Origin of the sequence: Streptomyces sp. HUAS 15-9 (assembly GCF_025642155.1) — a bacterium.
Lineage (GTDB): Bacteria > Actinomycetota > Actinomycetes > Streptomycetales > Streptomycetaceae > Streptomyces.
On record NZ_CP106798.1, the window covers coordinates 3,262,454 to 3,275,775 of the forward strand.

Sequence of the window (13,322 nt, forward strand, 5' to 3'; positions counted from 1 at the left end):
CACCTGCACGGAAAGGGTCCAGGAGGCCCTGCGCACCCTACGTGGTTTGGCCACTGCGACGAGGCGCACTTCCCCGCACGGCCCACGAGTGCAACGCTTCGTGATCGAATGCTTCACGCCAAGTTGTCATGTCGACAATGTGCCGAGTGTCTACCTGGGGCACCGCGACCGTGCGGGACCCAGTAGATTCGATCTTGACTTTCTTTACGGCGGGGGACTCGTGCAGGACCGAGGGGAAACGTGCAGGAGCGACACAACCGAGGAGCCGCGACCACCGAGGGGGGCTTAGCAGGATGAGCCACGACTCCACTGCCACGCCGGAAGCCGCGGTCCGGAAGCTTTCCGGGCGACGCCGCAAGGAGATCGTCGCGGTGCTGCTGTTCAGCGGCGGCCCCATTTTCGAGAGCTCCATACCGCTTTCGGTGTTCGGTATCGACCGCCAGGACGCCGGAGTGCCGCGCTACCGACTGCTGGTGTGCGGAGGTGAGGAAGGCCCGCTGCGGACCACAGGGGGCCTCGAACTCACCGCGCCGCACGGCCTGGAGGCGATCTCACGGGCGGGCACCGTCGTGGTGCCGGCCTGGCGCTCGATCACCTCTCCACCACCGGAAGAGGCGCTGGACTCGCTGCGCCGCGCACATGAGGAGGGGGCCCGCATCGTCGGGCTGTGCACCGGCGCCTTCGTGCTGGCCGCCGCCGGCCTGCTGGACAGCCGCCCGGCGACCACGCACTGGATGTACGCACCGACGCTGGCCAAGCGCTATCCGTCGGTGCACGTCGATCCGCGTGAGCTGTTCGTCGACGACGGGGATGTCCTCACGTCGGCGGGCACCGCGGCCGGAATCGACCTGTGTCTGCACATCGTGCGGTCGGACCACGGCAACGAGGCGGCCGGAGCGCTCGCCCGCCGACTGGTGGTCCCACCGCGCCGGAGCGGCGGTCAGGAGCGCTATCTCGATCGGTCTTTACCCGAGGAGATCGGCGCCGACCCGCTCGCGGAGGTCGTCGCCTGGGCGCTGGAGCACCTGCACGAGCAGTTCGACGTGGAGACGCTGGCGGCACGCGCGTACATGAGCAGGCGGACGTTCGACCGACGTTTCCGCTCGCTCACCGGCAGCGCCCCGCTCCAGTGGCTGATCACCCAGCGGGTGCTGCAGGCGCAGCGTCTGCTGGAGACGTCGGACTACTCGGTCGACGAGGTCGCGGGCCGCTGCGGCTTCCGCTCGCCGGTGGCCCTGCGCGGCCACTTCCGCCGTCAGCTGGGCTCGTCCCCGGCGGCGTACCGCGCCGCGTACCGGGCGCGCCGGCCGCAGGGCGACAAGCCGGGCGAGGGCGAGCCCGCGCTGCCTCCGACCGGGCCGACGGGCGTACTGCCGCCCGGGCCGATGGGACCGGTGCCCGCACTGCTGCATCCGGAGAGCGCCGTACCGATGCAGACACGGCGCACGGCCACACTGGGTCTGTCGGCGAGCCTGCCGGGGCCGAGAAGCGGTAACTGAGCAAGTAGATGAGAAGGGGTCCGGACAAGCCCGGGCCCCTTCCTCTCTTCTCGTTCCCGGACGTCACACCAGCACCATGAACCACCCCACGCCACAGCAACCCCTTGCACGGCAGGCCCGTGGAGCGCATACGCGCCGTAAGGTTAGACACATGAACGATCGCATGGTGTGGATCGACTGCGAGATGACGGGTCTCTCGCTGTCCGACGACGCGCTCATCGAGGTGGCCGTGCTGGTCACCGACTCCGAGCTGAACGTACTCGGCGAGGGGGTGGACATCGTGATCCGCCCGCCCGCCAAGGCCCTGGAGACCATGCCGGACGTGGTGCGGCAGATGCACACCACCTCCGGTCTGCTCGACGAGCTGGCCGGCGGCACGACGCTGGTCGAGGCCGAGGAGCAGGTCCTGGCGTATGTACGCGAGCACGTCAAGGAACCGGGCAAGGCCCCGCTGTGCGGCAACTCCGTCGGTACGGACCGCGGCTTCCTGCTGCGGGACATGCCGACGCTGGAGGGCTACCTCCACTACCGGATCGTGGACGTCTCCAGCATCAAGGAGCTCGCCCGCCGCTGGTACCCGCGCGCCTACTTCAACAGCCCGGAGAAGAACGGCAACCATCGGGCGCTCGCCGACATCCGCGAGTCCATCGCGGAGCTCAGGTACTACCGGGAGGCGATCTTCGTACCGCAGCCCGGACCGGACACGGAGACCGCCAGGGCCATCGCCGGAAAGCACGTCCTGCCTGCGCAGTAGGCGCCCACGGGGGCCGACGGGGACCACCGCGAAAAGCCGTGCGCGAGCACCCCTTCGGACCCTGTACACTTTTTCTCGGCCGGTCGGAGAAACCACCAAGTGAACCGCCGGTCGTGGTGGGTGTAGCTCAGCTGGTAGAGCACCTGGTTGTGGTCCAGGATGTCGCGGGTTCGAGTCCCGTCACTCACCCTTAATGATCAAGGGCTGACCTGCGGAAACGGGTCAGCCCTTCGTCATGCCCAAACTGATGGGAACACGACATGTGATGTGCGCCGTATCGTCCCAGCATGGCGAGCATCGTGGAACGACCCCAGAAGAGCGGCGCCATCACCTGCCAGGTGAAATGGCGCCGGGGCGGCAGCTGGCAGACGGAGAACTTCGGCAGCGAGGATCCCACCCAAGGCAGCGCCCAGGACGAGCAGTTCAAAGCCCTCGTCGAGGCACACGGCAACAAGTGGCCTCACGGCTGGGTCAAGGGCCACGGCTTCGTCGAGACACCGCCCACACCCGGCGACGTCCCCTTCGTCGACTACGCCACCCGCTACGTGGGCCGACTCACCGGGATCGACGACCGCACCCGCGACGACTACCGCAGGGAGGTGCGCATCCACCTGTCCCTCGTCGAGCACACCGACCCGTACGGCCGGACCGTTCCCGCAACCGTCTGCAACGTGACCCAGGACGACGTCACCGACTGGGTACGCCACGAGGAGGACGGCGACCGGGACCCGAGCAACCCGGAGAAGTGGCTCCGTCGCGAGGTGATCCCAAGAGCATCCGCAACCGGCACGGCTTGCTCTTCTGCATCTTCCAGGCCGCCATCGATTCCACGCCGCAGCTGCGCACCGCGAACCCGTGCAAGAACACACGACTCCCCCGCGTCGACGACCACACCGAGGAAGAGATGTGCTTCCTCGAGCACGGCGAATACGTGCGCGTTGCGCAGGAGATCACCGACCGGCGGCCCGGGACCTCGCCGACTGACTCGTCGGCACCGGCATGCGCTGGGCGAGGCCACCGCGCTCCAGGTGCGCGACCTGAACCTCAATGCGGACGTCCCCACGGCCAACGTCCAGCGGGCCTGGAAGCGCGCGAAGAAGGGATCCGACGCGGCGTTCTACCTCGGACCGCCCAAGACCCGGAAAGCTGCGGCACACCCACGTGGCGTGGCTGATTCCGGGAGGGCGGGGCCGCTTTCGTGCGTCCGGGTCAGCCCTTCTCGCCCATAACTGCGCGCAGCCAGTCGAGCGGGGCTTGGTCCAGCAGCTCATCGGCCAGCCTCTGCCCGGACTCCGTAACGATCCGGGCCCGACTGTTGTCGATCCACCGCTGCGCCGAGCCGTATCCCTGCGCCTTGTACTCCAGGCCCTGCAGCATGCACTCCAGCTTGTCCGCGTCGCGCGCACAGATGGCCTCGGGCGTCTCCTTCGCCTCGTACTCGGCGACGACGGCGCGCACAGCGGTGCGCAGGACCTCGGGCATGCCGGCCGTCTGGTCCTCGGTCACCGCCTCGGGATCGGCCGCGGCCGCGTACTTCTTCCCCAGGTGGTTCACGTCGCCTGTGCGCGTCTCCTGCGAGTCGTGCCACACCGCCAGGTGCGCGGCGCGCGCGGCGCGCGCGGCATCCGCGCCCTCGAGGGTTGCGATGACCGAGGCGATGACCGAGGTGCGCCACGCATGCTCGGCGACACTCTCAGGGTCCCGAACGCCCGCCATCCACCACCCTGTTCGGCGGGCGTTTTTCAGCGTGCCGGCCTCCCACAGGAAGTGGGCCACGTCCGCCAGGTCCTGGTCACCCACGATGTCCCCTACCTCTCACGCCTCGGCGAGGCGGATTGCGTCTGCGGCGACAGTTGGGCTTCATCCAACATTGCCTACATCGGCTCGCTTACGCCCGGAGTCGACTGGCGGAAGCTCTGGCAGATGGCAGAGCGGTGCAACGTGCCGACCGCCTCAGACACCCGGAGGGCGGAGTGGATCATCACGCAGGCCAACCGAGCGTTCATCTGTGGCAGCGATGTTGTCGTGCGGCTCTCCGATGACGACTGGGAGATGGAGCCTGGTGGTCGATTCATCGCTCTCGGCTCCTCCTGGTGCAACCAGGATGTGTTGGTCACTGGGAACGTCACGGTGCCTGCACTCACCGAGGAGCAGATCTCACGGAAACCGACCTACTACCCGCACTACGCGGAATGACGCCCCGACCTCTCTCACTCTCGCAAAGGTCAAGCGGCCGAGGCGTCTGGCTCCCGACATCTAGGAGAGGAGGGGAACACCGATGAGGATAGACAGCACGCCGCCCGCTCCGGGCCCGGATCCGCCGGGCGGTCCGCCGCCGCGGCGACCGCGAGGCCGTCAGCGCGAGTCGAGGGCACGGATCGCGTACTGGCATGCCGACTCAGGGTTGCCGGCCGCGGCCTCGACGGCGGCGAGGTCGCCGAGGATGACGGTGGTCTGCTTCTCCTCGCTGGGCTCCAGCCTGTCGAGCACGTCGAGGAGGGTGGTGCGGGCCTGCGGCAGGTGCCCGGCCTTGAGCTGAGTGTTGCCCGTGAAGGCGGCCAGGCGCACGGGGCTGAACCAGTCGAGCCATTCCGGTGACGGGTGCTCGGTTCCGGCTTCGAGTACGCCTTCGGCGTGCCCGACCAGGTGCAGTGCTGTCCTGGTGTGTCCGCAGCGCGTCTCGCACCCGGCCTCAACGGCGTCCAGCCACGCGAGCAACTCGGCGGATGCCGGGCCGCGCCGCACCGTCCCCGGCGGCCCATCGAACTTCCTGGCCGCAAGCCCCCAACCGGACAGGGGAGTTGTTCGTGATACCGGGTGAGGGGATCGGAGGGAATGTGGCCGAATGGTCGAGGCTGCTGTCCGAGCTCGCGCAGGAGCGCGGCGCGGAGCTGAACCGGTACGGCTTCCTGCTGTGCGGCGATCGCGCGGAGGCCGCCGACCTGGTTCAGGAGGCACTCGTACGGGTCTTCTCCCGGCCCCGCCGTGCGTGGGAACTGGGGGAGGCGGAGGCATACGTACGCCGCACGATGCTCAACCGCTACCTGGACCAGCACCGGCGCCGCGCCCGCTGGATCCGCGCGCTGCCACGGCTCGTGCCGTCGGCGTCGGTCGCCGATCCCAGCACGGACGTCATGCACCGGATCGACCTCATGGACGCCATGCGGGGACTGTCGCCGAGGCAGCGGGCGTGCGTGGTGCTCCGTTACTACGAGGACATGTCCACCGCGGACATCGCGGCGCGGCTCGGCTGCGGTGAAGGCACGGTCAAGCGTCATCTGAGCGACGCGATGGCCCGGCTGGGCGCCCAACTGCGGCCACCACGGCATCACGTCGCGGAGGAAAGGCTGGAGACATGAAGCCCGAGGACCTGCGCGAACAGTTGCTGGCCGCAGCGCACCGCACACCGTCGCCGGAGATCGACACCGAGCGGGTCCGGACCCGGGTGCGCCGGCGCAGAGCCGCCCGGTACACCGCCGTGGCCGGGGCGGGCCTGGCCGTGGCCGCCGCGGTGGTGCTGAACACGCTGCCGTCCGCCTCCACACCGGAGACCAAGACACCGGCGGACTCCTCGATCAGGCAGCCCTCGGCGGCGAGTAGCGCGGCTCCGGGACTCCCTGACCACACCTGCGGTGCGAGCATCCCGGCGAGTTCCGGCCGCGGAGCCGTGACCGTACGCATCTCCGATGTGCGCGCGGCCCCGGACGGAGCCCCGCAGGTCACCTACGCGGTGCACGCGACCGCCCCGGCGGTCCTGTCCGGCGGGCCACTGGTTCTCGTCCTGAAGGACGGCCGGGTCGTGGCCGGTCAGGATCCCTCGGGACCGGCATCCGAGAACACCGCGCACCAGGTGACCATCACCCCCGACCACCCGCACCGTGCCCGGCTCGCGCCCGTGCCGGGCCGTCCCTGCGCGGGAACCGCCTGGAGCTCGGTGTGGAAGGGCGGCTACGAAGTGGCCGTCGTCCTCATCGCCCAGCAGACCGTGCCCTCCGGTACCCGGGCCCCTGATTCATTGATCGTCGCCCGTGCCCCGCTGTCCGAATGAACGGCCTCTCGACATCTCATGGAGGAACCCATGCGCGGCGCCCTGCTGCCCGCCGTCCCCGTCCTGCTGCTCGCCCTCGCCGGATGCGGGGGGAATGCCGACGCGGTGACCCGTCATCCGGCCGACCCCGCCCCGACCACCACGACCCCGCCGGTGAAGCTCCAGGACCGCTCCCTGCCCTGCGGCAGCACCATCGCACCTCCCGTCCGCGTCAGCGGCCCCGATGAATCCATGCAGCTGACCGTCGCGTCCCTGCGGCGCCAAGGCGCCACGCTGCGGACCACGTACAAGATCACCTCCAGCGACCGGACAGAGGCACTCCTCCTGCCGATCGTCGATGTCCCGCCCACGGCCCTCCTGCTCAAGCACGGCGTCATCGCCGGCCGCCAGAAGCCCGCCGCCGACACCGGTCCGGTCAACGCGTCGGCCCTCCTGTACCCCGTCGGCAAGCGCCCCTACGTCAAGCCCCTGACGCTCGACAGCCTCTGCCCCGGCACCACATGGTCCGACGTGGACAAGCACCCCGGCGACTACCAGGTCGTCGTCGTCATGTCGGTCCAGTCGCAGGGAGAACCCTCCGACGCCACGCCGACAGACGGTGTCCACCCGCTGCCCCTCCTCGAAGCCACCCGCGACATCTCCACGAAGAACCAGTGAACGCGACAGTCACCGGCTGATTCGTTTGTGCGGGCGGGTGCCCTCCTATGACGACGTACGCGTCACCAGTTCCGTCGGCAGTACCAGGTGCCGGCGCTCCAGCCCGCGGGACGCGGCGGGGCGGCGGTCCGCGATGTCGGTCAGGAGCAGGTTGAGCATCGCGCGGCCCATTTCCACGATGGGCTGGCGGACGCTGGTGAGGGGCGGGTCCATGTGGCGGGCGATCGCCGAGTCGTCGTAACCGACCAGGGCCACGTCCTCGGGGATGCGGCGGCCCGTCTCGCGCAGCACCTGGCGGGCGCCGGCCGCCGTCACGTCCGAGCCGGCGAAGACCGCGTCCAGGCCGGGGGCGCGCTCAAGGAGCTTCGTCATCGCACGGCGGCCGCCCTCCTCGGTGAAGTCGCCGGGCTCGATGAGCCGCTCGTCGACCGTGTGGCCCGCGTCGCGCAGGGCGTCACGGTAGCCGTCCACGCGCCGCTGGGCGCCGTACACGTCCAGGCGGCCGGTGATGTGGGCGATCGTACGGCGGCCGCCGGCGAGCAGATGCTCGACGGCCGAGCGGCCGCCGCCGTAGTTGTCCGAGTCCACCGAGGTCAGCGTCTCCTTCGCCGAGCGGGGGCCGCTGATCACCGCCGGGATCTCCAGCTGGGACAGCAGATCCGGGAGCGGGTCGTCCGCGTGGACCGAGACCAACAGCACGCCGTCCACCCGGTGCGCGGCCAGATACTGGGCGAGCCGCTGCCGCTCCCGGTCGCTGCCGGCGAAGATCAGCAGCAACTGCATCTCGGTGTCGGCCAGTTCGGCGCCGACACCGCGCAGCATGTCCGAGAAGTACGGCTCCGCGAAGAACCGGGTCTCCGGCTCGGGGACGACCAGGGCGATCGCGTCCGTACGGTTGGCGGCCAGGGCGCGGGCCGCGGTGTTCGGGACGTATCCGAGCTCCTCGACCGCCGCCTCGACGGCCGCGCGGGTGGCCTCGCTGACCCGGGGCGAGCCGTTGATCACCCGGGAGACCGTGCCGCGGCCGACACCGGCGCGGGCGGCGACCTCTTCGAGGGTGGGCCGACCACCGCTGCGCCCCCGTGTTCCGTGGCTTGCCATGGGCCCCGCCTCCCTCGACGTTCATGTCGCTGGCCTGGAATCTAACAGTCCCGTGCGCCGGGGTGACCGCCGCCGGGCTCGGGCCCCGCGCCGACCGCGGCAGCCTCCCCCGCGGACACTGCGCGCGCCGAATTGTCCTGACCTCGTCTGCCCTTCGGGCGCCAACCGAAGTTAGCTAACAGCCCGATAACTGAACACAGCGCTCCTCGTCCGCTCCCTTGACACCCCGCCTCGGACCGGCGACTCTTCAACTCATCACTTGTGGGAGCGCTCCCACAGTACCTGACACATACACATCCCGCACGTTCCCCGCCCGAGCCGCAGCGAGTATGAACGGGCCCAACCAGTGCAGTTGGCCGGGGGGTCGGCACGTCAGGCAACAGGAGGACGCAATGCGCACGAGTACCCGCCGGTCCCACAGGCTGGTGGCCTTCGCGGCCGTCGCCGCGCTGGCCACGGGACTGCTGACCGGCTGCGCCAACGACTCGGACGACGGCTCGTCCAATTCGGACGGCGGCAACGGCAGTGGCAAGGGCAAGACCACACTGACCATCGGGACCTTCGGCGTCTTCGGCTACAAGCAGGCCGGCCTCTACGACGAGTACATGAAGCTCCACCCGGACATCAGCATCAAGGAGAACGTCACCACCCGTACCGATGTGTACTGGCCGAAGGTGCTGACCCGGCTGCAGGCCGGCTCCGGCACCGACGACATCCAGGCGATCGAGGTCGGCAACATCACCGAGGCCGTGCAGACGCAGGCGAACAAGTTCGTGGACCTCGGCAAGGAGGTCGACAAGTCACAGTGGCTGGACTGGAAGCTGGCCCAGGCCACCACCAAGGACGGCAAGACGATCGGCCTGGGCACGGACGTCGGTCCGATGGCGATCTGCTACCGCAAGGACCTGTTCAAGAAGGCCGGGCTGGAGACGGACCGGACCAAGCTCGCCGCGCAGTGGAAGGGCGACTGGGCCAAGTACGTCGACCTGGGCAAGGAGTACATGAAGAAGGCGCCCAAGGGCACCAAATTCGTGGACTCCGCCTCCTCGGTCTACAACGCGGCCCTCGGCGGCGGCAGCGAGCGGTACTACGACAAGGACGGCAACGTCATCTGGGACAAGTCCGACGGCGTGAAGAAGGCCTGGGACGCCGCGATGACCGTGGCGACCAGCGACATGTCGGCCAAGCTGAAGCAGTTCGACAAGCCGTGGGACCAGGGCTACGCCAACGGCACCTTCGCCACGGTGGCCTGCCCGGCCTGGATGATCGGCTACATCGAGCAGAAGTCCGGTGACTCCGGCAAGGGCAACTGGGACGTGGCGGCCGCGCCGACCGCGGCCAACTGGGGCGGCTCCTTCCTCGGCGTGCCGACGGCGGGCAAGCACCAGAAGGAGGCCATCGCCCTGGCCAAGTGGCTGACCGCGCCCGAGCAGCAGGCCAAGGTCTTCGCCAAGCAGGCCAGCTTCCCGTCGACGCCGTCGGCGTACGCCGGCCTGAAGCCGGCCGCGGACACGACCTCGTACTTCTCCGACGCGCCGATCACGCAGATCTTCGCCGACTCGGCCAAGACCATCCCGGTCCAGTACTTCGGCATCAAGGACCAGCCGATCAACACCGCGCTGACGGACGTCGGCATCCTCCAGGTGGAGCAGAAGGGCAAGTCCCCGGCCCAGGGCTGGAACGCCGCCACCAAGGAGATCAAGGACGTGCTCGGCCAGTGACCAGCCCCAAGCAGGCTCTCGCGCAGCCCGCGTCGAGCGCCGACGCCGCGTCCGGCTCCCAGCCGGGCGCGGCCCGGGGCGCTCACGGTCGCGGTGGGCCGGCGGGCGCCGACTCCTGGCGCAGCCGGCTGTACCGCTGGGACATGAAGGCGTCGCCGTACGCGTTCGTCGCCCCCTTCTTCGTCCTCTTCGGGGCCTTCTCGCTGGTCCCGCTGCTGTACACGGCCTGGTACTCGCTGCACGACGTGCAGCTGTCCTCGCTGGACCACCAGACCTGGGCGGGCCTGGACAACTACAAGAACCTGTTGTCCTCGGACTTCTTCTGGAACGCCCTGCAGAACACCTTCTCCATCGGCCTGATCTCCACGGTGCCGCAGCTGCTCGCGGCGATCTGGCTGGCGCATCTGCTCAACTACAAGCTGCGCGGCTCGACCGTGTGGCGGGTCGTGATGCTCACCCCGTACGCCACCTCGGTGGCCGCGGCGACCCTGGTCTTCACGCTGCTGTACTCCTGGGACGGCGGCATGGTCAACTGGGTGCTGCACTTCTTCGGGGTCGATCCGGTCAACTGGCGTGAGTCGGACTGGGGTTCGCAGTTCGCGGTGTCCTCGATCGTGATCTGGCGGTGGACCGGCTACAACGCGCTGATCTATCTGGCGGCGATGCAGGCGATCCCGACCGACCTGTACGAGTCGGCGGCGATCGACGGCGCCAACCGCTGGCAGCAGTTCCGGCACGTCACCGTCCCGCAGCTGCGGCCGACGATCCTGTTCACCGTGGTCGTCTCCACCATCGGCGCGACCCAGCTCTTCGGTGAGCCGCTGCTGTTCGGCGGGGTCAGCGGTTCGAAGGGCGGCTCCGAGCACCAGTACCAGACGCTCGGCCTGTACATGTACGACCAGGGCTGGATCATCGGCAACCTCGGCAAGGCGTCCGCGATCGCCTGGTCGATGTTCCTGATCCTGCTGATCATCGCCGTGATCAATCTGGTGCTCACCCGACGTCTGAGGAAGACCCAATGACGACCAGTGAACTGACGATTCCGCAGGCGGCGAAGGGCACCTCCGACCGCAGGCCCGGGCGCCGCAGGGTGATGGGCGCGGGCAAGCAGCTGCACGCCGGTCCGGTCACCTATGTCGTGCTGGTCGTGTTCGCGCTCGTCTCGCTGGCGCCGCTGGTGTGGACGGCGGTGGCCGCCTCGCGCACCGACCGCAGGCTGGCCGAGACGCCGCCGCCGTTGTGGTTCGGCGGCAATCTGTTCAAGAACCTCCAGGCCGCCTGGGACCAGGCGGGGCTCGGCACCGCGATGTTCAACTCCACGCTCGTCGCGGGCGCGATCACCGTCTCCACGGTGCTGTTCTCCACGCTCGCCGGCTTCGCCTTCGCCAAGCTGCGGTTCCGGTTCTCGGGCTTCCTGTTGCTGCTGACCATCGGCACGATGATGATCCCGCCGCAGCTGGCCGTCGTACCGCTGTATCTGTGGATGTCGGACCTGGGGTGGTCGAACCAGTTGCAGACGGTGATCCTGCCGAGCCTGGTGACCGCGTTCGGCACGTTCTTCATGCGGCAGTACCTGGTGCAGGCGCTGCCGTCCGAGCTGATCGAGGCGGCCCGGGTGGACGGGGCCAGCAGCATCCGGATCGTGTGGCACGTCGTGTTCCCCGCGGCACGGCCGGCGATGGCCGTACTCGGCCTGCTGACCTTCGTGTTCGCCTGGAACGACTTCCTGTGGCCGATCATCGCCCTGAACCAGCAGAACCCGACCGTGCAGGTCGCGCTCAACTCGCTCGGTACCGGCTATGTCCCGGACCAGGCGGTCATCATGGCGGGCGCGCTGCTCGGCACCCTGCCGCTGCTCATCGCCTTCCTCCTGTTCGGCAAGCAGATCGTGGGCGGGATCATGCAGGGCGCGATCAAGGGCTGAGCCCCGCCCGCCCCACGCCGAAGGCCCCGGGGGGCCCGGGAGGGGTGCCGGGCCACCGCCGCCCCGGCCCCCCTCTCACCCCCTCCCTACCCACCCGTCGGTCTCCACGACCCCTCGGTCTCCACGACCTCCTATGGGAGCGCTTCCATGTCTGAGCCCATTACCTCCGTGACCTTTCCTCCCGCCTTCCTCTGGGGCGCCGCGACCTCCGCGTACCAGATCGAGGGGGCGGTGCGGGAGGACGGCCGCACGCCCTCGATCTGGGACACCTTCAGTCATACGCCGGGCAGGACCGCCGCCGGTGAGACCGGTGACATCGCTGTCGACCACTACCACCGCTACCGCGACGACGTGGCGCTGATGGCGGAGCTGGGCCTGACCGCGTACCGGTTCTCCATCTCCTGGTCGCGGGTGCAGCCGACGGGCCGGGGGCCGGCGGTGCAGGTGGGCCTGGACTTCTACCGGCGTCTGGTGGACGAGCTGCTCGCCCATGGCATCCGGCCCGCGATCACCCTCTACCACTGGGACCTGCCGCAGGAGCTGGAGGAGGCGGGCGGCTGGCCGGAGCGGGACACGGCTCACCGCTTCGCCGAGTACGCGCAGATCGTCGGTGAGGCGCTCGGCGACCGGGTGGAGCAGTGGATCACGCTCAACGAGCCGTGGTGCAGCGCCTTCCTGGGGTACGGCTCGGGTGTGCACGCCCCGGGCCGTACCGAGCCGGCGGCCGCGCTGAAGGCCGCGCACCACCTCAATCTGGCCCACGGGCTGGGCGCTTCGGCACTCCGCTCGGTGATGCCCGCCCGTAACTCGGTCGCGGTGAGCCTCAACTCCTCGGTGGTGCGCACGCTTTCCCAGGACCCCGCGGACCTGGCGGCCGGCCGGAAGATCGACGACCTGGCCAACGGCGTCTTCCACGGCCCGATGCTGCACGGCGCCTATCCGCGGACGCTGTTCGAGGCGACGGCACAGATCACCGACTGGTCGTACGTCCGCGACGGTGACCTGCGCACCATCAACCAGCCGCTGGACGCGCTGGGCCTGAACTACTACACCCCGACGCTGGTCTCCGACATCGAGTCGGCGGACACGTCCGGCCGCCGCGCGGACGGACACGGCGCGAGCGACCACTCCCCCTGGCCGGGCGCGGACGACGTGGCCTTCCTCCAGACGCCGGGCGAGCGCACCGAGATGGGCTGGACGATCGACCCGACGGGCCTGCACGACCTGATCATGCGCTACTCGCGGGAGGTGCCCGGCCTGCCCCTGTACGTCACCGAGAACGGCGCGGCCTACGACGACAAGCCCGACCCGGACGGCCGCGTCCACGACCCCGAGCGCATCGCCTATCTGCACGGCCATCTGTCGGCGGTCCGCCGCGCCATCACGGACGGCGCGGACGTGCGCGGCTACTACCTGTGGTCCCTGATGGACAACTTCGAGTGGGCGTACGGCTACGGGAAGCGCTTCGGCGCGGTGTACGTGGACTACGCGACGCTGGCACGGACCCCGAAGTCGAGCGCACGCTGGTACGCCCGAGCGGCCCGAACGGGCTCACTGCCGCCGCTGGAGCCCACGGCCTGACACCCATGAACAGGGCGCGACACCCGGGGGGAGTGCC

General features: G+C 69.5%; 13 protein-coding genes, 1 tRNA gene and 1 pseudogene. 12 read left to right on the forward strand and 3 right to left on the reverse strand.

Features of this window, described 5'->3' with window-relative positions; all coding sequences use genetic code 11:
* Positions 1-293 precede the first annotated feature (293 nt).
* The 4 genes from N8I87_RS14885 to N8I87_RS14900 all read left to right on the forward strand — a co-directional run bounded on the left by N8I87_RS14885 (position 294) and on the right by N8I87_RS14900 (position 3,482).
* The gene (locus tag N8I87_RS14885; protein WP_263209039.1) at positions 294-1,499 is read left to right on the forward strand and encodes a helix-turn-helix domain-containing protein; all 1,206 of its coding nucleotides are present in this window, start codon (positions 294-296) and stop codon (positions 1,497-1,499) included.
* Between the two features lie 151 nt (positions 1,500-1,650).
* Positions 1,651-2,253 (forward strand): oligoribonuclease, encoded by a 603-nt coding sequence (gene orn, locus N8I87_RS14890; protein WP_263209041.1) that lies wholly within the window; start codon positions 1,651-1,653, stop codon positions 2,251-2,253.
* Between the two features lie 116 nt (positions 2,254-2,369).
* Positions 2,370-2,442: transfer RNA gene (locus N8I87_RS14895), tRNA-His, on the forward strand.
* Between the two features lie 98 nt (positions 2,443-2,540).
* On the forward strand, positions 2,541-3,482 hold the full coding sequence (locus N8I87_RS14900) for a site-specific integrase (RefSeq protein ID WP_263209043.1): 942 nt from the start codon (positions 2,541-2,543) through the stop codon (positions 3,480-3,482).
* Here the strand turns inward: N8I87_RS14900 and N8I87_RS14905 are convergent.
* Positions 3,463-3,969 (reverse strand): HD domain-containing protein, encoded by a 507-nt coding sequence (locus N8I87_RS14905; protein ID WP_263209044.1) that lies wholly within the window; start codon positions 3,967-3,969, stop codon positions 3,463-3,465. The genes N8I87_RS14900 and N8I87_RS14905 overlap by 20 nt on opposite strands.
* Here N8I87_RS14905 and N8I87_RS14910 point away from each other — a divergent pair.
* Complete coding sequence (locus tag N8I87_RS14910) at positions 3,931-4,449, forward strand: hypothetical protein (RefSeq protein ID WP_263209046.1); 519 nt, start codon at positions 3,931-3,933, stop codon at positions 4,447-4,449. The two genes, N8I87_RS14905 and N8I87_RS14910, sit on opposite strands and share 39 nt — an antisense overlap.
* Positions 4,450-4,617: 168 nt before the next feature.
* Here the strand turns inward: N8I87_RS14910 and N8I87_RS14915 are convergent.
* Positions 4,618-4,995 (reverse strand): annotated as a pseudogene (locus tag N8I87_RS14915) (NsdA family TPR-like regulatory protein); the annotation flags it as partial.
* 95 nt (positions 4,996-5,090) lie between these two features.
* Between N8I87_RS14915 and N8I87_RS14920 the strand changes: the two are divergent.
* Genes N8I87_RS14920 through N8I87_RS14930 form a run of 3 tightly spaced genes read left to right on the forward strand, consistent with a single transcriptional unit; the run spans position 5,091 to position 6,958 of the window.
* Positions 5,091-5,612: a SigE family RNA polymerase sigma factor gene (locus N8I87_RS14920; RefSeq protein ID WP_263209048.1), complete on the forward strand. Its 522-nt coding sequence runs from the start codon at positions 5,091-5,093 to the stop codon at positions 5,610-5,612.
* On the forward strand, positions 5,609-6,301 hold the full coding sequence (locus tag N8I87_RS14925; RefSeq protein ID WP_263209050.1) for a hypothetical protein: 693 nt from the start codon (positions 5,609-5,611) through the stop codon (positions 6,299-6,301). The genes N8I87_RS14920 and N8I87_RS14925 overlap by 4 nt, the downstream gene beginning before the upstream one ends.
* 30 nt (positions 6,302-6,331) lie before the next feature.
* Positions 6,332-6,958: a hypothetical protein gene (locus tag N8I87_RS14930; protein WP_263209052.1), complete on the forward strand. Its 627-nt coding sequence runs from the start codon at positions 6,332-6,334 to the stop codon at positions 6,956-6,958.
* A gap of 45 nt (positions 6,959-7,003) precedes the next feature.
* On the opposite strand, the gene N8I87_RS14935 is transcribed toward N8I87_RS14930, so the two are convergent.
* The gene (locus N8I87_RS14935) at positions 7,004-8,059 is read right to left on the reverse strand and encodes a LacI family DNA-binding transcriptional regulator (RefSeq protein ID WP_263209053.1); all 1,056 of its coding nucleotides are present in this window, start codon (positions 8,057-8,059) and stop codon (positions 7,004-7,006) included.
* Between the two features lie 392 nt (positions 8,060-8,451).
* On the opposite strand from N8I87_RS14935, the gene N8I87_RS14940 reads away from it, so the two are divergent.
* From N8I87_RS14940 to N8I87_RS14955, 4 genes are all read left to right on the forward strand, one after another.
* Positions 8,452-9,780 (forward strand): ABC transporter substrate-binding protein, encoded by a 1,329-nt coding sequence (locus N8I87_RS14940; protein WP_263209054.1) that lies wholly within the window; start codon positions 8,452-8,454, stop codon positions 9,778-9,780.
* The gene (locus N8I87_RS14945) at positions 9,777-10,802 is read left to right on the forward strand and encodes a carbohydrate ABC transporter permease (protein ID WP_263209056.1); all 1,026 of its coding nucleotides are present in this window, start codon (positions 9,777-9,779) and stop codon (positions 10,800-10,802) included. Before N8I87_RS14940 ends, N8I87_RS14945 begins: the two co-directional genes overlap by 4 nt.
* The gene (locus tag N8I87_RS14950; RefSeq protein WP_263209058.1) at positions 10,799-11,704 is read left to right on the forward strand and encodes a carbohydrate ABC transporter permease; all 906 of its coding nucleotides are present in this window, start codon (positions 10,799-10,801) and stop codon (positions 11,702-11,704) included. The genes N8I87_RS14945 and N8I87_RS14950 overlap by 4 nt, the downstream gene beginning before the upstream one ends.
* 147 nt (positions 11,705-11,851) lie before the next feature.
* Entirely contained in the window at positions 11,852-13,285 is a 1,434-nt protein-coding gene (locus N8I87_RS14955) for a GH1 family beta-glucosidase (protein WP_263209060.1), read from the forward strand.
* Positions 13,286-13,322: the final 37 nt, after the last annotated feature.